This is a genomic window from Streptomyces sp. NBC_00647 (assembly GCF_045207245.1).
Lineage (GTDB): Bacteria > Actinomycetota > Actinomycetes > Streptomycetales > Streptomycetaceae > Streptomyces.
The window spans coordinates 3,416,677-3,435,600 of record NZ_CP109040.1 but is presented as its reverse complement, the minus strand read 5'-3'; the positions used below and the strand labels follow the sequence as shown (position 1 = coordinate 3,435,600).

Sequence of the window (18,924 nt, the reverse complement as noted above, 5' to 3'; positions counted from 1 at the left end):
CTACGCGTCCCGCTCTCCGGGGTAGCGGACGCCGACGCGGTCCCGGATCGTGTCGAGCGTCCGCATCACGGCGAGCGTGCCGTCGAGCGGGACGAGCGAGGACTCTCTCTCGCCGGCACGCAGGGCGCGCATCACCTCGGCGGCCTCGTGCTTGAGGCTGTCGCGCCGGCCCGACGCGGGGTCGGCGCGGAACGTCTCGGGCTCGCGGCCGTCGCGGTGCAGGACGAAGTGGTCCGGGAAGAAGAAGCCGTCCGGGACGTCGATGCGGCCCGCGGAGCCGGTGACGGAGGCGGCGACGGGGGTGCCGCCGTTGATGGAGCAGTGCACCGAAGCGAGAGCCCCGCTCTCGAAGGAGAGCAGCGCACCCGTCTGGAGATCGACGCCCTCGTCGGAGAGCACCGCTCTCGCGACGACGTCCGAGGGCTCCCCGAGCAGCAGCTGCGCGAACGACACCGGATAGACGCCGAGATCGAGCAGCGCACCGCCGCCCTGCGCCGGATCCCGCAGCCGGTGCGAGGGCGGGAACGGCCCCGCGAGACCGAAGTCGGCCTGCACCGTGCGCACCTCACCGATCACGCCGTCGTCGACGAGCGCCTTCAGCCGCCGGACCAGCGGATTGCAGTACATCCACATGGCCTCCATCAGGAAGCGGTCGTGCCGCCGTGCGAGCGCGACCAGTTCCTCGGCCTCCCGCGAGTTCAGCGTGAACGCCTTCTCGCACAGCACATGGCGCCCCGCCTCCAGGCACATCCCGGCCGCGGCCCGGTGCGCCGCGTGCGGCGTGGCGACGTACACGATGTCGACATCCTCGTCCGCGGCGAGCGACGCCCAGTCGCCGTACGCCCGCGGAATCCCGAACCGCTCCGCGAACGCCTTCGCCGAGGCGTCCGACCGTGAGGCGACGGCCACCACCTCGGCGTCCGGCATGTCCACGAGATCAGCCGTGAACGCCGCGGCGATCCCGCCGGTCGCAAGAATTCCCCACCGCACGCGTTCCCGCTCGCCCGTCATGCCCGCCCCTTGATCCGTGACCCGAACACGCTGTTCGAACTGAGAGCATAGGGTGCGCATCTTTCGGAGAGGGAGGGGATCATGCCCGAGCGTGGCCGCACCACGCGGGACCAGGAGGGCCCGCGAGGGCACATACCGAACGCGGGTGCCGCCGACCCAGCGCCGGTGGCCGTCGAGGCGACCGGGCCGGCCGGCGAACCGGCGTCCGGTGCCGTGCCACGACCGTCAGCCGGTCTCGGCGCCCCGGGCCGCACCGGACTCCTCGTCACCCTGATTCTCGGCGGGCTCACCGCCACACCCCCGCTCGCGATGGACATGTACCTCCCCGCGCTGCCGGAGGTCACCGGATCGCTGCACGCGCCCGCCGCCACCGTGCAGCTCACGCTCACCGCGTGCCTCGCGGGCATGGCGCTCGGACAGCTCGTCGTCGGGCCGATGAGCGACAGATGGGGCCGCAGACGCCCGCTGCTCGCCGGCCTCGCCGTCTATGTCGTCGCCACCGTGCTGTGCGCCCTCGCGACCGATGTCGGACTCCTCGTCGCCTTCCGCCTCGCCCAGGGCCTCGCGGGCGCGGCCGGAATCGTGATCGCCCGCGCCGTCGTCCGCGACCTGTACGACGGCGTGGCGATGGCCCGCTTCTTCTCCACCCTCATGCTGATCTCCGGCGTCGCCCCGGTCGTCGCGCCGCTCATCGGCGGACAGATCCTGCGCCTCACCGACTGGCGGGGCGTGTTCGTGGTCCTCACCGCGGTCGGCATCGCCCTGACCGCCGTCGTCTGGGCGAAACTGCCCGAGACCCTCCCGCCCGCCGAACGGCACGGCGGCGGCGTCGGCGAGGCGCTGCGCGCGATGCGCGGACTGCTCGCCGACCGGGTCTTCGCCGGGTACATGCTCGCGGGCGGCTTCACCTTCGCGGCACTGTTCGCCTACATCTCCGCGTCACCCTTCGTCATCCAGGAGATCTACGGCGCCTCCCCGCAGACCTTCAGTCTGCTCTTCGGCGCGAACTCCGTCGGCCTCGTGATCGCCGGCCAGGTCAACGGCAAGCTGCTGGTCGGCCGGGTCGCCCTGGAGAAGGTCCTCGCCGTGGGCCTCTCGCTCGTCGTCCTCGCCGCGACCGCGCTGCTGCTCATGTCCAGCGGCGTCCTCGGCACGGTCGGGATCGCTCCGGTTTCCGCCGCGCTGTTCGTGCTGATGTCCGCCATGGGCCTCGCCCTGCCCAACACCCAGGCGCTCGCCCTCATGCGGGTGCGGCACGCGGCCGGATCCGCCTCCGCGCTGCTCGGCACCTCCTCCTTCCTCATCGGCGCGATCGCCTCCCCCCTCGTCGGCATCGCCGGAGAACGCACGGCTGTCCCGATGGCCGTCGTCCAACTGGCGGCAGCACTGGTCGCCGTCGCCTGCTTCGTGGGACTGTGCCGTCCCCGGAGGACGGGACGCACACCGAACGGAAAGGCGGCGGACAGCTGAGCGCACCAAGACTGCGGACCGGCACACCGGAACGGGCCGGACTCGACAGCGGAGAACTGCGTCAACTCGTCCACGAGGTCCGCGCCCTCACGCGCGGAGCCGACCCCTGGGCGGCGGGCGTGGTGCTGGTCGCGGGGCGGGGCCCGGTCATCGCCGTCGAGGAGGCGGCGGGATGGGCGGTGCGCTACGCCGCCTACGACGGGGAGAAGGGCACCGGGGCCGAACTGCCGCCGGGCGCGCGCGTGCCGGCGACCGTCCACACACCCTTCGACCTGGCCTCGCTCACCAAGCTGTTCACGGCGGTCGCCGCGGTGCAGCAGCTGGAGCGCGGCACGCTGGGCATCGACGCGCGGGTCGGCGCCTACCTGCCGGATTTCCGCGCCGCCCGCGAGCACGGCATCACCGTACGGCAGTTGCTCACCCACACCTCCGGGCTGCGCCCCGAACTCCCGCTGTACGGCTGCGCGGACGACGCGGCCCGGCTGGCGCTGCTGCGCGCGGAGGCCCCCTCGTCCGAGCCGGGCGCGTACCTGTACTCCGACCTCAACCTGCTGCTTCTGCAGTACGTGCTGGAACGCGTCACCGGCCGGGCGCTCGACGTCCTCGTCCGGGACGGCATCACCCGCCCGCTCGGGATGAACGCCACCACCTTCGGACCCTGCCCCGGCGCGGCGGCCACGGAGGACCAGCGGCGGCCGTGGGCCAAGGCGGACCGGGGCATGCTGCGGGGCGTGGTGCACGACGAGAACGCCTGGGCGCTCGGCGGGGTGGCCGGTCACGCCGGTCTCTTCTCCACCGCGCGCGATCTGGCCGTGTTCTGCCGCACCCTGCTCGCGGGCGGCTCGTACGGCCCCGCCCGCATCCTCGGCCCCGACTTCGTCGAACTCCTCCTCACCCCGCCGGGCCTCGGATTCGCCCTCGACCAGCCCTGGTTCATGGGCACCCTCGCGGGCCGCGGCGCGGCCGGCCACACCGGTTTCACCGGTACCTCGCTGGTCCTGGACCCGGCGACGGACACGTTCCTGGTGCTGCTCGCGAACACGGTCCACCCCCGCCGCCGCCCGGCGGACAACGCGCCCAGGGCGGCAGCGGCCACCCGGCTGCGGCGGGCGGTGCGGGGCACCTGAGAGATCGCCTCGTGGGCGCGGGCGGTACGGGGCACCTGAGAGAATCGGGCCGTGAACGCCCCCGTACCCCCCGCCGACACCCTGCGCAGCGCCCTCGCCGGGCTCCTCGACGGCCTGCCTCCGAAGGCCGCCGCACAGGCGGTCGAGCGGCTGATCGTGAACTACCGGGGGACCACCCCGACCCACGCGCCGATCCTCCGGGACCGCTCGGACGTGGCCGCCTACGCCGCTTACCGGATGCCCGCGACGTTCGAGGCGGTGTGCGCCGCGCTGGACGCGTTCGCGGACGCGGTGCCCGGCTGGGTGCCCGGGAGTCATGTGGACGTCGGCGGCGGCACCGGCGCGGCCACCTGGGCGGTGAACGCGACCTGGGAGGGCGTCCGCCCGGTGACCGTGCTCGACTGGGCCGAGCCCGCCCTCGCGCTCGGCCGGGAGATCGCCGCCGCCAACCCCGAGCTGAAGGGCGCCGAGTGGCACCGCTCCCGTATCGGAGCGGCGCTCACCATCGAGAGCACTGATCTCGTCACTGTCTCCTACGTCCTGGGCGAGCTCACCGACGCCGACCGCGTCTCGGTCGTGGACGCCGCCGCGAGCGCCGCCCGGGCCGTCGTGATCATCGAACCCGGCACCCCCGACGGCTACACCCGGGTCCTCGCCGCCCGTGACCGGCTGATCGGCGCCGGCTTCCACATCGCGGCCCCCTGCCCGCACAGCGCCGCCTGCCCCATCGTCCCGGGCCAGGACTGGTGCCACTTCTCCGCCCGAGTCGCCCGTTCCTCCCTGCACCGCCAGGTCAAGGGCGGTTCCCTGCCCTACGAGGACGAGAAGTTCAGCTACGTGGCCGCGACCCGCTTCCCGCCCGCCCCGGCGCCCGCCCGTATCGTGCGCAAGCCGCAGATCCGCAAGGGGCAGGTCCTCCTCGACCTGTGCGAGCCGGACGAGGCCCTGCGCCGGGAGACGGTGACCAAGCGCCACGGACCGCTGTACAAGGCGGCCCGTGACGCGGAGTGGGGCGACGCCTGGCCGCCGCCCGAGGACACTCCCTAGATCCCCGCCCTCGCGCCGGCCTCTTGCCCCCGCCCCTGGCTCCCGGCCGGGCCGCGCAGTTCCTGCGTGCAGCACTTCACGCTGCCGCCGCCCTTGAGGAGTTCACCGAGGTCGACGCCGACGGGTACGAAGCCGCGCTCCCGGAGCCGGTCGAAGAGCCCCGTCGCCTCCTGCGGCAACAGCACGTGCAGGCCGTCCGAGACCGCGTTGAGGCCCAGCGCGGCGGCGTCCTCGTCCTCGGCGGTCAGCGCGTCCGGGAACAGCCGGCGCAGCACCTCGCGGCTGCCGGGGGAGAACGCCGGCGGGTAGTACATGACCTCGTCCGCCGTGTCGTCGAGGACGGCGAGAGCCGTGTCCAGGTGGTAGTAGCGCGGGTCGACCAGGTCCAGGCCGATCACCGGACGGCCGAAGAACTCCTGTGCCTCCCCGTGCGAGAGCGGGCTCGCGCGAAAACCGCGGCCCGCGAGCAGGTACGACCCCGTGACCACGAAGTCGCCCTCTCCCTCGTTGATGTGCGCCGGCTCGCGGATCTGCGCGAAACCGCGGGCGCGGAACCACTCCAGGTGTGCCGCGGCCTCCGGTTCGCGCTCCCGGTAGGCGAACCGGGCTCCCAGCACCCGGCCGTCCACGACCGTCGCGCCGTTCGCCGCGAAGACCATGTCCGGCAGTCCGGGACGGGGCGTGAGTTCCTCGACCGAGTGGCCGAGCGAGCGGTAGCGGTCCCGGAGGTCCTCCCACTGGGCGAGGGCGAGCGGTACGTCGACCGGTTTGGCGGGGTCCATCCACGGATTGATCGCGTACGTGACGTCGAAGTGCACCGGTGGGCACATGAGGTAGCGCCGGGGCGTGGCACGGCGGAGAGGATGCAAGGAAGGCTCCTTACGCAACCGCAGGGGCAGTTGATGCTCATGGTGCGGTGCGCGCCCTCCCGGGAGCGGGAGGCGGACGGGCCGTGTCCACCGGAGGGACGGCGCCCCCACCGGAGGGACGGCGCCCCCGCCGGAGGCGAGACGCACCGTATCGCCGCCCTGATAGGTTTCCCGCATGGCCGAGAAGCCCAGCTCCAGCCCCGATTCCACCCGCCGCAGCGAGAAGTCCCGGCGCGCGATCTACGCCGCGGCCCTCGCCCTGGTCGGCGAGGCCGGCTACCCGAGGACCACGATCGAGGGCATCGCGGCCCGGGCCGGGGTCGGGAAGCAGACGATCTACCGGTGGTGGTCGTCGAAGGCCGAGGTGCTGCTGGACGCCTTCATGGACCTCGGCGAGCAGGCCGCACGGGCGGCGGGGCAGGAGCCGTACGAGATCCCGGACACCGGGGACCTGGCCGCCGATCTGAAGCTGGTGCTGCGCGCCACCGTCGACGAGCTGCTCGACCCCGCCTTCGAGGTGCCCTCCCGCGCCCTGGCCGCCGAGGGCCTGGTGAACGAGCGGCTCGGCGCCGAGTTCGTGGCCAAACTGCTCGAGCCCCAGCTCCAGCTGTACGTGCGGCGGCTGCGTTCGGCACAGGCCGAGGGCGACGTGCGCCGGGACGTCGACCCCCGGATCGCCCTGGAGCTGTTCGTCTCCCCGCTCGCCCAGCGCTGGCTCCAGCGCACGGCCCCGATCTCGTACGACTACACGGACACGCTCGTCGACTACGCCCTGCACGGTATCGCCCCCCGCTGAGGGCCGAGAAAACGCCTCACATCATGAAATAACACCTGATCAGGGTGGGGTGAGCGCATCGCCCCACCTACCCCGGTTGTCGGCTCCGGCCACCCGGGGCGCAGGATGGTGGGACCATGGGCAAGAAGGACGAGTGCACCGAGGCGAGGCGAGGGGATAGATGAGCGCAGAGTTCGGCCGCCGCTCCGGCGCGCAGGGCAGGATCTCCCGATGGCTGCGCGGACGCGGGCCGAAGGGCCCTGCGCAGACGTCCGAGGGCGGGCGTGAGGCCCTGCTGCTCGCCGCCGCCGCCGCGGGTCTGCCGCTCGCGCAGGCCGCGTACCCCTCCGGCTACCGCTGTTCCTGTGACCGTGTCGGCTGTCCGACCCCCGCGCGCCACCCCGTCTCCTTCGCCTGGCAGACACAGTCGACGACCGACCGCGCGCAGATCGAGCGCTGGGCCCGGCACCAGCCGAAGGCGAACTTCATCACCGCCACCGGCATGGTGCACGACGTCCTCGACGTCCCGCTGGACGCCGGGCGCGAGGCGCTGGAGCGGATACTGGCCTCCGACATCGAGGTCGGACCCGTCGCGGAGACCGGCGACGGCCGCATGCTCTTCTTCACCCTCACCCGGGGTACGCCCGAGGACGAGGACGAGTGGTGGCCCTGCGAGCTGGACTGCCATCCGGAGACGATGGACGAGCACCCCGGCTTCCGCTGGCACTGCCGCGGCTCGTACGTCCTCGTGCCGCCGGCCCAGCTGCCCGGCGGTCTGAGCGTCGACTGGGTGCGCGGGCCCGAGCATCCGCTGCCGGATCCGCTCACTCTGCTGGAGATCCTGACCGACGAGTGCGCCCGCTACGCCGGGGAGAACGGCGCGGACCAGCTCGCCGCCTGGCCGCACCGGGGCTGAGATCCCGCCTGGCCGCCCTGCCCGCGAGGGCCGCCGTGCGCGGCTGCCGGAGCGTGCTCGTGGCGAGTGCGCGTGTGCCGGAGTGTGCTCGTGGCGAGTGCGCGTGTGCCGGAGGTGGGTGTGCCGGACCGCTCGGGCCGGGCTACTCGCCCTTGGCCCCCGTCAGCCCCTCGATCCGTCCGAGGACCGCCACGCGCTGGTCGCCCGAACCCTTCGCCGGGTCCAGGACGACCTGGTTGGAGACGAACTCCAGGGTGAGGGACTGCTTGACCTCACCGGTCGTCAGGGCCTCGACGTCGGCGCTCGGGGCGGGAATCGCGGTACCCGCCGCGGCGGTCTGCTTCTCGAAGCGCTGCGTGGCGAAGAACACCAGCGCCCCGCCGTCCGTGGTGCGCAGACCCACCGGCGCGTAGGCGCGCGCGGTCAGCGGCTCGTCGATGTACTGCCTGGCGAGGCCGGGCTTGCTGGCGAACTTCTTGCGCTGGGCCCGCCACTGCGAGGTGTGGACGCCCGCGGCGAAGGTGCTGCCGCCCGCCTTCAGATAGGTCGCGTACGTCCGGCCGAGCTTCTCCGGCTCTATCGCGAGCGCCGGGTCGTCGGCCGTGACCGGCTGCGCCCAGCCGTCCTTGTCCTTCGTGAACTTCGGTACGTCACCGGCCCCGAGGACCGTCAGATACGAGGCCTGCCACACCTCGTCGGCGCTGCCCCGGGTGAAGACGAGCAGCCAACGGCTGCCCGGCACACCCTTGTTGGCCGCCGCGTTCGCCACGAACCAGCGCGGCCAGCCCGCCTTCGCCGGTACCGCGTACTCGGCGTCGCTGAACTTCAGCGGCGAATGCGCCGGATTCCCGCCGGGGTTGTTCGTGTGCCCGGCCTTCAGCTTGGCGCCGTCGATGTCCGCGAGCGGACCGGACACCCGGTCCGCGTCCTTGGAACGGTCGTACGTCCTGTCCGCCTCGTTGTAGGCGGCGGTGAAGTCCCCGAGCGCGCGGGCGGCTTCGGCGGTGGTCGCCGCGGGCACGACCTTTCGCTCGCCGTGCACCACCACGCAGCCGTTCGCCGCCAAGGACAGGACGGTCACCGTCCCTGTCGCCAGGGCGAAACGGATGGGACTACGAGGCCTTCGTGGGCTGTGACCCGTGCGATCCCTGCTCATCAGGTGCCTTCACCTTCCCCTTCCCGGAGGCGAACCCTACCGGGGCGAGGAAGATCGTGAGCGTCGGGACCAAGTACAGCGCCCACACCGTGACCTGAAGGACGGTCGGGTCGGGCTGGAAGTTGAAGACGCCCTTCAGCAGGGTGCCGTACCAGCTGGTGGGGTCGATCGTGTTGCTGATGTCGAAGGCGAGGTTCGTCAGGCCGGGGACGAAGTCGGCTTCCTGGAGGTCGTGGACGCCGTAGGCGAGGACGCCGGCGGCGACGACGACGAGCATGCCGCCGGTCCAGGTGAAGAACTTGGCGAGGTTGATCTTCAGGGCGCCGCGGTAGAAGAGCCAGCCGAGCAGGACGGCGGTGGCCAGGCCGAGGGCGACGCCGATCAGCGGGCGGGGGGTGCCGTCGCTGGCGGCGTGCACCGACGCCCAGACGAACAGGGCGGTCTCCAGGCCTTCGCGGCCGACGGCGAGGAACGCGGTCGCGACCAGCGCGCCGGTTCCCATGGCCAGAGCCGCGTCGAGCCTGCCGTGGAGTTCGGACTTCAGGTGGCGGGCGGTGCGCCGCATCCAGAAGACCATCCACGTGACCAGGCCGACGGCGAGGACCGACAGCGAGCCGCCGAGCGCCTCCTGCGCCTGGAACGTCATCTCCTGGGAGCCGAATTCGAGGGCGCAGCCGAAGCCGAGGGCCACGGCGATCGCGACGCCGATGCCGATCCAGATCGGCTTCAGGGCGTCCCTGCGCTCCGTCTTCACCAGGTAGGCGATGAGGATGCAGACGACGAGGCTTGCCTCCAGGCCCTCGCGCAGCCCGATCAGGTAGTTGGAGAACACGGTCAGGCCTCCTTGGAGAACAGCGTGCTGCCCCACCAGTCGTCCTTGTCGCGGACGCCGGGCGGGACGGCGAAGACCGCCGAACCCACGTGCTGGATGTACTCGTTGAGCGCGTCGAGGCGTGACAGGTTGCGCTGCACGGGGATGAAGCCCTTGCGTACGTCGCGCTGGTAGGCGAGGAAGAACAGGCCCGCTTCGAGGCGGCCGAGACCGTCGGTGCCGTCGGTGAAGGAGTAGCCGCGGCGCAGGATCGTCGCCCCGTCGTTGGAGTGGGGGTGCGCGAGCCGGACGTGGGCGTCGGGCTTCATCGCCTTCAGGAACGGCTCGTCCCGCTCCTTGGCCTTGCCGACGGGGGCGCCCTCGCCCTTGTCGCGGCCGAAGATGTCCTCCTGCTCCTGGAGCGGGGTGCGGTCCCAGGTCTCGATGTTCATCCGGATGCGGCGGGCGACGAGGTAGGAGCCGCCGGTCATCCAGTCGGGGCCGTCCTTCTCGCCGACCCACACGAACTTCTCGAGCCGGTCGGTCTCGGTGCCCGCGATGTTGCGGGTGCCGTCCTTGAAGCCCATCAGGTTGCGCGGGGTCTGCGCGTCCGGAGTGGTCGAGGACGTCTTGCCGAAGCCGAGCTGCGACCAGCGGACGGCGACCTTGCCGAAGCCGATGCGGGCGAGGTTGCGGATCGCGTGCACCGCGACCTGGGGGTCGTCCGCGCACGCCTGGATGCAGAGATCGCCGTTGCTGCGGACCTTGTCGAGGTTGTCGCCGGGGAACTTCGGCAGGTCGACGAGCGCTTCCGGCCGCCGGTCCGCGAGGTCGAACTTCTCGAACAGGGAGGGGCCGAAGCCGATGGTGAGGGTCAGCCGGGAGGGTTTGAGTCCCAGCGCCTCGCCGGTGTCGTCCGGCGGGGCCTCGGCGAGACCGCCGTAGGCACCCTCGCCGACGGCGTGTCCGGCGGTCATCCGGGCGGCGGCGGCCGTCCAGTCCTTGAGGAGCTGGACGAACGCGGCCCGGTCGTCGGTCTTCACGTCGAACGCGGCGAAGTGGAGGCGGTCCTGCACCGCTGTCGCGATGCCGGCCTGGTGGGCGCCGTGGAAGGCGACCGCGGCGCCGGTCTCGGCCGCGGCCGGGTCGACGTCGTTACCGGTACGGGTCATCGCGACGGCGCCGCCGGCCGCGGCGGCGCCGAGCGCGAGCCCGGCACCGCCCCAGCCGATCAACGAACGCCGGGACGGCGCGGAGCCGGTGCCGGCCGACGTGGCCGGTCGCGTGCCGTCCGTGCCGTCCGTGCCGTCCGTGCCGTCCGTGCCGTCCGTGCCGTCGGTGTTGTCCGTGTTGTCCGTGCTGTCCTGGGAGTCCGTCATGGCGTTGCTCCTACTTCACGACGGCGGCGGCGAGCTTGGACAGGGGCTCGGCGAGCGCGTTGACCGCGTCGATGAGCTCCTTGCGGTCGGCCTTGCCGACCTTGTCGTACGAGACGAAGTCGTACGAGGTCTTGTCCGTGCGGTACTTGTCGAGCAGCGTGTTCAGCGCGGCGAACTGCTTGTCCAGCTCCGTCGTCAGCGCGGCGTCGTTCTCCGCGGCGACGGGCTTGAGCAGCTCGTAGGCCTTCTGCGCGCCCTCGACGTTGCCCTTGAAGTCGGACAGGTCGGTGTGCGAGTAGCGGTCCTCCTCGCCGGTGACCTTGCCGCTCGCGACCTCGTCCAGCAGTTCCTTGGCGCCGTTGGCCATGGAGGTCGGGGTGATCTCGGCCTTGCCGACCCGCTTCTGCCAGTCGGTCAGGTCCGTGACCAGCAGACCGGCGAGCTCCTTCTCACGGTCACCGATCTTCTTGTCCTGCCACAGGGACTTCTCCAGGCGGTGCCAGCCGGTCCAGTCCGTGGCCGGGTCCTGGCCGTCCTCCAGGCCGTCCTCACGGACGTCGACCTTCGGGTCGATGTCACCGAAGGACTCGGCGACCGGCTCCGTGCGCTCCCAGCCCAGACGCGAGGAGGCGAACTCCTTCTTCGCTGCCTCGATGTCACCGGCCTTGACGGCCTTGGCGAACGCCTCGGCCTTCGGCAGCGTGGCGTCGGCCTGCTCCTGCGCGTACTCGCGGTAGGCGGCGACGGCCTTGTCCAGGCGCGGGTCGCGCTTGGCGACCTTGCCGCCGGTGACGGTGAGCTTCTGGCGGACGCCGTGGCCCTTCATGCCCGGGCGGCAGGCGATCTCGTACGAGCCGGCCTTCACCTCGGCGGTCAGCGTGTACTTGGTGCCGGGGCCGATGTTCTCCTTCTCGGAGACGATCCGGTCGTCGGGGAACACGATCTCGACCTCGGTGGCCTTCGACCCCTTGTTCTCGATCTTCAGCGTGACCTGGCCGGCCGGAACGGTCTTGGCGGAGGTCTCGCACTTCGAGTCCGCGGCGGTCACCTGGATCGCGTCGCCGTTCTTCGCGTCACTCTTCTCGGTGCAACCCGTGACGGCGGCCAGAGCTGCCGCGGTGGCGGCAGCGGTGACAACAGAGAGTCGGACGGCTCGCATTCAGGCTCCAAGAGAAGTTCGGACAAACCGCACGGTGGGGCCCGTTCGGCATGGTGAGGCTGGCCTAACTTATCTGAGGCTTCCCTCACTGATACCCAGCCGTGCAGTGATTCAGCTCTCACGGATGTCGCACAGGAACGGCTTGATCACGGTGACTCAAACCGGACCCCATGAAAAGGTCAAGGGAGAGTCAAGGTTCCCGTTTCGGGGTGACCAGGGCGGCGCCGGTCCTGGGGTGCGGCAACACCTCGACCGGCTGCCGGTAGACGTCGGTCAGAAGCCGGTCGGTGAAGACCTCCGCCGGCCGGCCGTGGGCCGCGACACGACCGGCGCACAGAATCGCGACCCGGTGCGCGTACGCCGCGGCGAGCCCGAGGTCGTGCAACACCACGACCACCGCGTCCCCGGCGTGCGCCCTTTCCCGGCACACCCGCAGCACCAACTCCTGGTGCCGCAGGTCGAGGGCGGCGGTCGGTTCGTCGAGCAGCAGCAGCGGGGCGCGCTGCGCGAGCACCCGGGCGAGCGCGACCCGCGCGCGCTCCCCGCCGCTGAGCGCGGCGAACGAGCGTGGCGCGAACGCGGTGACCTCGGTGGCCGCCATGGCGGCGGCGACCGCCGCGTCGTCGTCCCGCGGAGCGCGGGCCCAGGGCGCCCGCCCCATCCGGACGACCTCCTCGACCGTGAACGGGAAGGACAGCGACGCCGACTGGGGGAGGACGGCCCGGCGCAGGGCGAGTTCGGCCGCGGTCCAGTGCGCCGCCGGGCGCCCGTGCAGACGGACGACCCCTTCCGTGGCGGGCAGATCGGCCGCCAGCGCGGACAAGAGGGTTGATTTTCCCGCCCCGTTGGGCCCGACCAGCGCGAGCACCTCACCGGCGCGGGCGGCGACGTCGACACCGCGCAGCACCTCGTGGGCGCCGAGCCGGACATGGAGACCCTCGGCCGCGGCGAGTACGTCGCCGGGCGCGGACGGGGGAGGCGGCGCGTGCCGCGCCGTACCGGAAAGCCGCGGGCCCCTGGCCGTACGCGGGAACCTCAAGAGCGCGCGCCCGGTGTCCCTTCGGGGGGATCTCACGCCCAACCTCCTTGCTTGCGGCGGGTCCTGCGCAGCAGCCAGAGGAAGAACGGGCTGCTCAGCAGGGCGGTGAGGACACCGAGGGGAAGTTCGGCGGGCTGCGCGATCGTCCGGGCGGCGAGGTCGGCCGCGAGCAGCACGGCGGCGCCGCCGAGCACGCTGCCCGACGACCTCACCCTCAGCGGGCTCACGGTGGAACTCGACGGCGGCTCCGGCGAGTTGACCGCCGACGTCGACAGCCTCGGCGACACCTCCGAGGATGTCGTCCTCGCCGACCTGAGCGCGGACACGGCCGACCTGACGGCGCGGGACGACGTGATCACCCTCGACGATGTGACCGCCACGCTGACCAAGGCCGGTGCGAGGCCTTCGGCGGCTTCTACGCCGAAGGCGCCGCCCTCGACCCGGTCGACCTGTCGGTCGCGCTGAGCGAGGACGCGCAGCTGCCGGAGGGGGACGGCGGGTCGGGGTCGGGCTCGGGTTCGGGCGGGTCCGACGGTTCGTCGGGCACCACCACCGGCGGCGCGGGGACGACCGGGTCCACGACGGGCGGGGTGAGCGGTGCGCTCGCCTCCACCGGTTCGCAGATGCCGGCCGGCGCGCTGGGAGCGGCGGCCGCGGTGACCGTCGCGGCGGGCGCCGGCGTGGTGTTCGCGATGCGCAGGCGGCGCACGCAGTAGTCCGCCGGGGATTCGGCGGCCCGTCCCTGACACCGCTTCCCCTGAACACGGAGCTGCCGGGGGCGGGCGGCTCCATGAGGTGACCGCTGTTCGTGCACGCCGGGGGGTGTTTGAATGCCGGAGTGACTGACTACGACGTGCTGCGGGTCTTCTGCGGACCAGGCGGCGGGTATGGCAATGAACTCGGTGTCGTGCGCGAGGGCTCGGTGATGCCGGACCGCGCGGAGCGGCAGGAGTTCGCCGCGAAGCTGGGCTTCAGCGAGACGGTGTTCGTCGATGACCCCGAGCGCGGGGTCATCGACATCTACACCCCGACGCTGCGGCTGCCGTTCGCGGGGCACCCGTGCGTCGGGGTGGGCTGGCTGCTCGACGTGCCCGAACTGGTCACGCCCGCCGGTGCGGTGGGGGTCCGGCTGGACGGCGAGTTCAGCTGGATCGAGGCACGGGCCGAGTGGGCGCCGCCGCGGACGCTCCGGCGGTACGCGTCCGCCGCCGAGGTCGACGCGCTGGAGGTGCCGCCGTCGGGGGAGTGGATCTACGCCTGGGCCTGGGAGGACGAGGCCGGCGGCCGGGTGCGGGCCCGCGCCTTCCCCGGCCGGAACGACGGCATCGAGGAGGACGAGGCCACCGGAGCGGCGGCGCTGCTGCTGACCCAGCAACTGGGCCGGGCCCTCAACATCACCCAGGGCAGGGGCTCCCAGATCCTCACGGCTCCCCAGCCGAACGACTGGGTCGAAGTGGGCGGACGCGTCCACCTGGAACGCTGAGACCCGCCGGGTTCGTACAGGGCCGGTCTACGGGCCCGTCAGGGGCGCGGGGAGGGATCGGAGCCGCGTGGGCCGGTCCACGGGCCCCGTCAGGGGCGCGGGGAACTGCGCGGCCAACCCCCACCGGCCCGCGGCCGTGAACGCCACTTGATTCCCCGGAGCAATCCGGGAGCCGGGACCCGGGACCCGGGAATCCCGGGCCAAGGGTGACCCCGGGCCCGGGAGCGGATTGATCACGCGGTCAGCGGGAACTCCTCACCGAGGGCCCGGAACACCCCGGTGTTCAGGGCGAACGCCCGCTTGCACTCCGTCACGATCCGCTGCTTCTCCAGATCGTCGGCCGGGACCCCGTCCAGCAGCTCGCGGTAACTCCGCTTGAACGCGGCCGGGTTGGAGATGTCCTCGAAGACGTAGAAGCGGACTCCGTCCCCCTTGCGGCTGAAGCCCCAGGTCTGCTCCGCCTTGCCGCGGATGATCTGGCCGCCGGAGAGGTCGCCCAGGTACCGGGTGTAGTGGTGGGCGACATAGCCGCCCGGCCACTCCCGGGCGCACCGCGCGACACGGTCCGCGTACGCGCGGGTCGCGGGCAGCGCGGTGAGCGTCTCGCGCCAGTCGGGGCCCCGGAGATGGGCCAGGTCGCGCTCGAGAGCGGTGCGCCGCAGCAGCTCGGGCCGCAGGAAGGGCCCGGCCACCGGATCGGCGGCCAGCCGCCCGGCGTCCGCCTCCAGCGCCTCGTACACGAACCACAGCTGCTCGGTGTAGCGCGCGTACGCCTCGACGCCGAGCCGGCCGCCGAGCAGGTCGCTCATGAACGTCGACGTCTCCGCCTCGGTGTGCTGCTCGTGCGAGGCGGTGCGGATGAGCGTCGAGAACGGGGTGCTCGCCGTGGTCGTGGGGTCCGGTGTGCTCATCGTGGCCGACGTGTCCGACGCGTTCATGGGGCCTCCGGAGCCGCTGAGGAAGGGCGAGAGCTGTTGCAAGGTCATGCGCATCTTCTATGGTTAGGCTTACCTAAGTCAACAGCCTTCCCGACACCCTGTCGGTAAAACCGTACCCCGATTCCCGGTCGCTTCCACATGAGAAAGCCCGCCCTGTGGACAGGGCGGGCTCGGACGGCTCGGGAACTCCGGACGGCTACGGCAGAGTGAGGATCTCCGCACCGCTCTCGGTGACGACGAGGGTGTGCTCGAACTGCGCCGTACGCTTCCGGTCCTTCGTCACGACGGTCCACCCGTCGTCCCACAGGTCGTACTCGTGCGTGCCGAGCGTGAGCATGGGCTCGATCGTGAAGGTCATCCCGGGCTGGATGACGGTGGTCGCGTGCGGGCTGTCGTAGTGCGGGACGATCAGCCCGGAGTGGAACGACGAGTTGATCCCGTGCCCGGTGAAGTCCCGGACGACCCCGTATCCGAACCGCTTCGCGTACGACTCGATGACGCGCCCGATGATGTTGATCTGACGGCCCGGCCTGACGGCCTTGATCGCGCGGTCGAGGGACTCACGGGTCCGCTCGACGAGCAGCCGCGACTCCTCGTCGACGGCGCCGACCAGGTAGGTCGCGTTGTTGTCGCCGTGCACGCCGCCGATGTACGCCGTCACGTCGAGGTTGATGATGTCGCCGTCACGCAGGACCGTGGAGTCGGGGATGCCGTGGCAGATGACCTCGTTGACCGAGGTGCACAGCGACTTGGGGAAGCCGCGGTAGCCGAGGGTCGACGGGTAGGCGCCGTGGTCGCACATGTAGGCGTGGGCCACCCGGTCCAGCTCATCCGTCGTCACACCCGGCGCGATGAGCTTCGCGGCCTCGGCCATCGCCTGCGCGGCGATCCGCCCGGCGATCCGCATCGCCTCGATCGTCTCGGGCGTCTGCACCTCCGGTCCGGTGTACGGCGTGGGGGCGGGCTTTCCCACGTACTCGGGACGCCTGATGTTTCCGGGCACGGGACGGGTGGGAGAGAGCTCCCCTGGTACGAGCAGCGACTGGCCAGACATGGCAGCGAGTCTAACCAGCGGGCATGGGGGAACATGTCCCTGGCGAAAGGAGCTGGTGATGGCCCTGTTCAAGAAGCGGACGGTCGGCAAGCCCGGCGAGTGGTACTACTGCCTGGAGCACAAGAAGGTCGAGGAAGGCCCCGAGTGCCCGGCCAAGGACCGCTTCGGCCCGTACACCACCCGTGCGGAGGCCGAACACGCGATGGACCTCGCGCGGGAACGGAACCTCGAGTGGGAGACGGACCCGAAGTGGCACGACGCGTCGGGCAAGGCGCCGGGCTCCGAGGACGACTGAGACACCGGGCCCGGGGGCCGAGGACCGAGGACCGAGGGCTGCGGAGACGCCGCGGCGGTCGTGGCCGCTCGCCGGGTCCGGCGAGCGGTCGCACGCGCCACCTCAGGAAGCGGTCACCGGGGGCGCGGGCGGGAGGTCCTCCGCCCGTGCGGACCGCATCCGCAGCACGTGCTCGTTCGTGCGCTCGTCGTACGACATCAGCTTCGGAAGGCCGACCGCGAGCAGCCCCACCGCCCCGACACAGAGCGCGCCGCCGGCCCAGACCGAGGTCCGTACGTTCGTCCACGCGGCCATGCCGCCGGAGCGGACCTGGCCGAGCTGGGGTCCGACGGAGTACGACAGCAGCTCGATACCGGCGAGCCGTCCGCGCAGTTCGTCCGGGATCGTCCGGTTCCAGATGGCGGCGCGGAAGATTCCGCTGACCATGTCGCAGCAGCCGCCGAGGACGAGGCAGAGCAGCACCAGCCAGACGTTGTGCGCGACGCCCGCGGCGGCCATCGCGAGCCCCCAGCACGCCGCCGCGAGCACCACCATCCGCCCGTGCCGGCGCACGTGCGAGGTCCACCCGCTGGTGAGGCTGACGAGCAGCGAGCCGGCCGGGATCGCCGCGTACATCAGCCCCAGCGACCACGCGGCGTCCAGCTCGTCCGCGAGGAACGGCAGCACCGCGAGCGGCATCGCGAAGAACATCGCCGCGAGGTCGATGGCGTAGGTGCCCAGGAGCTCCTTGCGGCTCCACGCGTAGCGCGCGCCCTCGGCGATGGACCGCAGCGACGGTCTCGCCGCCTCGTGCGAGGCCGGCGACGCGGCGATCCCCACGATCATGGCCACCGACACGGCGAAGGTGACCAGGTCGACGGCATAGGCCCAGCCCAGTCCGGCGTACGCCACGACGACGCCCGCCAGCGCCGGGCCGGCGACGCCGCCCACCGTCCAGCGCAGCGAGTTGAGCGCGCCCGCGGCCGTCAGATGCTCGTGGGCCACGATCCGCGGGGTGAGGGCGTCCATGGCGGGGCGCTGGACCGCGCCGAGGGCGGCGGAGAGCGCGGCGACCGCGTAGAGGGGCCAGACCGCGGGGTGCGGCAGTGTCGCGTCGACGAGCAGGACGGCGCACAGCACGCCCTGCCCGGCCTCCGTCCAGATGATCAGCTTCCGCTTGTCCAGGGCATCGGCGAGCGCCCCGCCGTACAGCCCGAAGACCACCATCGGGATCAGTTCCACGGCGCCGATCGCCCCGACCGCCGCCGCCGAACCGGTGAGCGTCTTCATCTGCACCGGCAGCGCGACGAACGTCAGAAAGCTCCCGAAGTTGGTGACGAGCCCCGCCACCCACAGCCGCCGGAAGTCGGCGGAGGTCCGCCAGGGCGCGAGATCGGGCAGCAGAGCACGCAGCGGGGAAGTGGGAACGTCATCACTCACGACGGGCCATGCTCGGCGGACCGAGGACGCGGGGCAACTGCTTTACGGCGCCGGCCGCGGACCGGGACAGGTCTCCGGCCCCCGATGGCGAGAACGGCTTCCCGGCCGCCGCCGGGGCAAGATCCCCTTCGGTCACCACCGGCGAGGGGCCGCCTCGGCCGTCACCGGCGGGGAGAGCCTTCGGCCGCCGTCAGCGGGGTCGAGCCCCTTGGGGCACCTGCGCAGGGGCCTGCCGCGGGCTGTCCGTGGCGGAAGCCCGCCCCGGTACCGGACCCGCGGAAGATCGCTCGGGCGTCACCGGCCGGAGCCGGCCTCCGCTACCACCGGTACGACGGTGGGGCAGTCAGCTGGTCCGCGAAGCGGGACAGACGGTCGCGGAAGCGGCGTCGCCCCCGGGGTGAGGGCAGGGCGTTCTCCCCGGCCGCCGCGCTGACCAGATGCTGCACGGTGTCGAGATCGAGCTCGGTGTCCGGTGGCACGGCGAGCGACTCGTGGGCCAGCGCCGGCAGTTCACCGCCTCCCGGGGACAGGGCCAGCACCGTCGCACCGGCCCGGCGGGCGTCGTGCACCCGCTCCAGCAGCGGGGCCCCGGGCGCGTCCGGCGCCACCACGAGCAGTGTCTCGCCGCGCCGGGCCGCCTCGATCCGGCCGAGCCCCACCGCCAGGTGGGCCGGATCGGACTCCCGCGCCCCGTGCCGCACCAGCGTCGGCGACAGCTCCGGCGTCCCCGACCACGCCGCCTCGTCCACGAGATGTGCCGCGAGGTGCCAGGGCTCGTACTCCTCCGAACCGACCAGCAGCAGACCGCCGCCGTACGACACCACGGACCCCCGCAGCGTTCCCCCGAACCGCCGTGTCGCACCCAGCCATTCGGTCCCGGCAAGCACTTCGCGCAGCAACGCGACCCGTACGGCATCCATGTCCGCATCCTGCCGCAACCTGCTACTCGTGACCGGGAGTTCACCACGAATTCGCC

The 18,924-nt window shown here is 72.2% G+C and carries 20 protein-coding genes and 1 pseudogene; 9 read left to right on the top strand and 12 right to left on the bottom strand.

The features are described 5' to 3' along the window. Positions 1-1,011, bottom strand: coding sequence for a Gfo/Idh/MocA family protein (locus OG788_RS15150; protein WP_406371310.1), 1,011 nt, complete (start codon positions 1,009-1,011; stop codon positions 1-3). 81 nt (positions 1,012-1,092) lie between these two features. Between OG788_RS15150 and OG788_RS15145 the strand changes: the two genes are divergently transcribed. Genes OG788_RS15145 through OG788_RS15135 form a run of 3 tightly spaced genes read left to right on the top strand, consistent with a single transcriptional unit; the run spans position 1,093 to position 4,655 of the window. Continuing rightward, positions 1,093-2,481 (top strand): multidrug effflux MFS transporter, encoded by a 1,389-nt coding sequence (locus tag OG788_RS15145; RefSeq protein WP_406371308.1) that lies wholly within the window; start codon positions 1,093-1,095, stop codon positions 2,479-2,481. Then, a complete protein-coding gene (locus OG788_RS15140; protein ID WP_351539658.1) occupies positions 2,427-3,608 on the top strand; it encodes a serine hydrolase domain-containing protein in 1,182 nt (393 codons plus the stop codon). Before OG788_RS15145 ends, OG788_RS15140 begins: the two co-directional genes overlap by 55 nt. Before the next feature lie 51 nt (positions 3,609-3,659). Then, positions 3,660-4,655, top strand: coding sequence for a small ribosomal subunit Rsm22 family protein (locus OG788_RS15135; RefSeq protein ID WP_406371305.1), 996 nt, complete (start codon positions 3,660-3,662; stop codon positions 4,653-4,655). Here OG788_RS15135 and ddaH read toward each other — a convergent pair. Beyond that, a complete protein-coding gene (gene ddaH / locus OG788_RS15130) occupies positions 4,652-5,524 on the bottom strand; it encodes a dimethylargininase (protein ID WP_406371303.1) in 873 nt (290 codons plus the stop codon). The two genes, OG788_RS15135 and ddaH, sit on opposite strands and share 4 nt — an antisense overlap. Positions 5,525-5,699: 175 nt before the next feature. Between ddaH and OG788_RS15125 the strand changes: the two genes are divergently transcribed. Further along, complete coding sequence (locus tag OG788_RS15125; protein ID WP_351539667.1) at positions 5,700-6,320, top strand: TetR/AcrR family transcriptional regulator; 621 nt, start codon at positions 5,700-5,702, stop codon at positions 6,318-6,320. 160 nt (positions 6,321-6,480) lie between these two features. Beyond that, positions 6,481-7,215, top strand: a complete 735-nt coding sequence (locus OG788_RS15120) for a bifunctional DNA primase/polymerase (RefSeq protein WP_406371301.1) — start codon at positions 6,481-6,483, stop codon at positions 7,213-7,215. A 142-nt stretch (positions 7,216-7,357) separates the two neighbouring features. On the opposite strand, the gene OG788_RS15115 is transcribed toward OG788_RS15120, so the two are convergent. The 6 genes and pseudogenes from OG788_RS15115 to OG788_RS15090 all read right to left on the bottom strand — a co-directional run. Then, positions 7,358-8,371 carry a hypothetical protein gene (locus OG788_RS15115; RefSeq protein WP_406371299.1) on the bottom strand — a complete coding sequence of 338 codons (1,014 nt, stop codon included), beginning with the start codon at positions 8,369-8,371 and terminating at the stop codon, positions 7,358-7,360. Next, positions 8,328-9,203 (bottom strand): iron uptake transporter permease EfeU, encoded by an 876-nt coding sequence (efeU, locus tag OG788_RS15110; RefSeq protein ID WP_356754650.1) that lies wholly within the window; start codon positions 9,201-9,203, stop codon positions 8,328-8,330. Before efeU ends, OG788_RS15115 begins: the two co-directional genes overlap by 44 nt. 2 nt (positions 9,204-9,205) lie before the next feature. Next, complete coding sequence (efeB, locus tag OG788_RS15105; RefSeq protein WP_406371297.1) at positions 9,206-10,561, bottom strand: iron uptake transporter deferrochelatase/peroxidase subunit; 1,356 nt, start codon at positions 10,559-10,561, stop codon at positions 9,206-9,208. A 10-nt stretch (positions 10,562-10,571) separates the two neighbouring features. Then, positions 10,572-11,720: an iron uptake system protein EfeO gene (gene efeO / locus OG788_RS15100; RefSeq protein WP_351539680.1), complete on the bottom strand. Its 1,149-nt coding sequence runs from the start codon at positions 11,718-11,720 to the stop codon at positions 10,572-10,574. A 190-nt stretch (positions 11,721-11,910) separates the two neighbouring features. Next, on the bottom strand, positions 11,911-12,759 hold the full coding sequence (locus tag OG788_RS15095) for a heme ABC transporter ATP-binding protein (RefSeq protein WP_406376757.1): 849 nt from the start codon (positions 12,757-12,759) through the stop codon (positions 11,911-11,913). 32 nt (positions 12,760-12,791) lie between these two features. Then, a pseudogene (locus OG788_RS15090) lies at positions 12,792-12,959 on the bottom strand (iron chelate uptake ABC transporter family permease subunit); the annotation flags it as partial. Between the two features lie 28 nt (positions 12,960-12,987). On the opposite strand from OG788_RS15090, the gene OG788_RS15085 reads away from it, so the two are divergent. The 3 genes from OG788_RS15085 (at position 12,988) to OG788_RS15075 (ending at position 14,242) form a co-directional block, all read left to right on the top strand. Continuing rightward, entirely contained in the window at positions 12,988-13,224 is a 237-nt protein-coding gene (locus tag OG788_RS15085) for an HtaA domain-containing protein (protein WP_406371295.1), read from the top strand. A 125-nt stretch (positions 13,225-13,349) separates the two neighbouring features. Next, on the top strand, positions 13,350-13,475 hold the full coding sequence (locus OG788_RS15080; RefSeq protein WP_406371293.1) for an LPXTG cell wall anchor domain-containing protein: 126 nt from the start codon (positions 13,350-13,352) through the stop codon (positions 13,473-13,475). 122 nt (positions 13,476-13,597) lie between these two features. After that, positions 13,598-14,242, top strand: a complete 645-nt coding sequence (locus tag OG788_RS15075; RefSeq protein WP_406371291.1) for a PhzF family phenazine biosynthesis protein — start codon at positions 13,598-13,600, stop codon at positions 14,240-14,242. A 233-nt stretch (positions 14,243-14,475) separates the two neighbouring features. Here OG788_RS15075 and OG788_RS15070 read toward each other — a convergent pair whose 3' ends face one another. Both OG788_RS15070 and map read right to left on the bottom strand, forming a co-directional pair. After that, positions 14,476-15,153, bottom strand: a complete 678-nt coding sequence (locus tag OG788_RS15070) for a heme oxygenase (biliverdin-producing) (RefSeq protein WP_406376756.1) — start codon at positions 15,151-15,153, stop codon at positions 14,476-14,478. 223 nt (positions 15,154-15,376) lie between these two features. Next, positions 15,377-16,234 carry a type I methionyl aminopeptidase gene (gene map / locus OG788_RS15065; RefSeq protein WP_351539695.1) on the bottom strand — a complete coding sequence of 286 codons (858 nt, stop codon included), beginning with the start codon at positions 16,232-16,234 and terminating at the stop codon, positions 15,377-15,379. Positions 16,235-16,292: 58 nt separating this feature from the next. On the opposite strand from map, the gene OG788_RS15060 reads away from it, so the two are divergent. Next, on the top strand, positions 16,293-16,529 hold the full coding sequence (locus tag OG788_RS15060; protein ID WP_351539697.1) for a hypothetical protein: 237 nt from the start codon (positions 16,293-16,295) through the stop codon (positions 16,527-16,529). 102 nt (positions 16,530-16,631) lie between these two features. On the opposite strand, the gene OG788_RS15055 is transcribed toward OG788_RS15060, so the two are convergent. Then, on the bottom strand, positions 16,632-17,948 hold the full coding sequence (locus OG788_RS15055; protein ID WP_406371289.1) for an MFS transporter: 1,317 nt from the start codon (positions 17,946-17,948) through the stop codon (positions 16,632-16,634). A gap of 317 nt (positions 17,949-18,265) precedes the next feature. Continuing rightward, positions 18,266-18,868 carry a hypothetical protein gene (locus tag OG788_RS15050; protein ID WP_406371287.1) on the bottom strand — a complete coding sequence of 201 codons (603 nt, stop codon included), beginning with the start codon at positions 18,866-18,868 and terminating at the stop codon, positions 18,266-18,268. Positions 18,869-18,924 lie beyond the last annotated feature (56 nt).

Bases quoted from the DNA above. Each gene is read 5' to 3' on its own strand.
- OG788_RS15150 (WP_406371310.1), bottom strand. From the start codon at position 1,011: ATGACGGGCGAGCGGGAACGCGTGCGGTGGGGAATTCTTGCGACCGGC.
- OG788_RS15145 (WP_406371308.1), top strand. From the start codon at position 1,093: ATGCCCGAGCGTGGCCGCACCACGCGGGACCAGGAGGGCCCGCGAGGG.
- OG788_RS15125 (WP_351539667.1), top strand. From the start codon at position 5,700: ATGGCCGAGAAGCCCAGCTCCAGCCCCGATTCCACCCGCCGCAGCGAG.
- OG788_RS15120 (WP_406371301.1), top strand. From the start codon at position 6,481: ATGAGCGCAGAGTTCGGCCGCCGCTCCGGCGCGCAGGGCAGGATCTCC.
- OG788_RS15115 (WP_406371299.1), bottom strand. From the start codon at position 8,371: ATGAGCAGGGATCGCACGGGTCACAGCCCACGAAGGCCTCGTAGTCCC.
- efeB (WP_406371297.1), bottom strand. From the start codon at position 10,561: ATGACGGACTCCCAGGACAGCACGGACAACACGGACAACACCGACGGC.
- efeO (WP_351539680.1), bottom strand. From the start codon at position 11,720: ATGCGAGCCGTCCGACTCTCTGTTGTCACCGCTGCCGCCACCGCGGCA.
- OG788_RS15070 (WP_406376756.1), bottom strand. From the start codon at position 15,153: ATGAGCACACCGGACCCCACGACCACGGCGAGCACCCCGTTCTCGACG.
- map (WP_351539695.1), bottom strand. From the start codon at position 16,234: ATGTCTGGCCAGTCGCTGCTCGTACCAGGGGAGCTCTCTCCCACCCGT.
- OG788_RS15060 (WP_351539697.1), top strand. From the start codon at position 16,293: ATGGCCCTGTTCAAGAAGCGGACGGTCGGCAAGCCCGGCGAGTGGTAC.
- OG788_RS15050 (WP_406371287.1), bottom strand. From the start codon at position 18,868: ATGGATGCCGTACGGGTCGCGTTGCTGCGCGAAGTGCTTGCCGGGACC.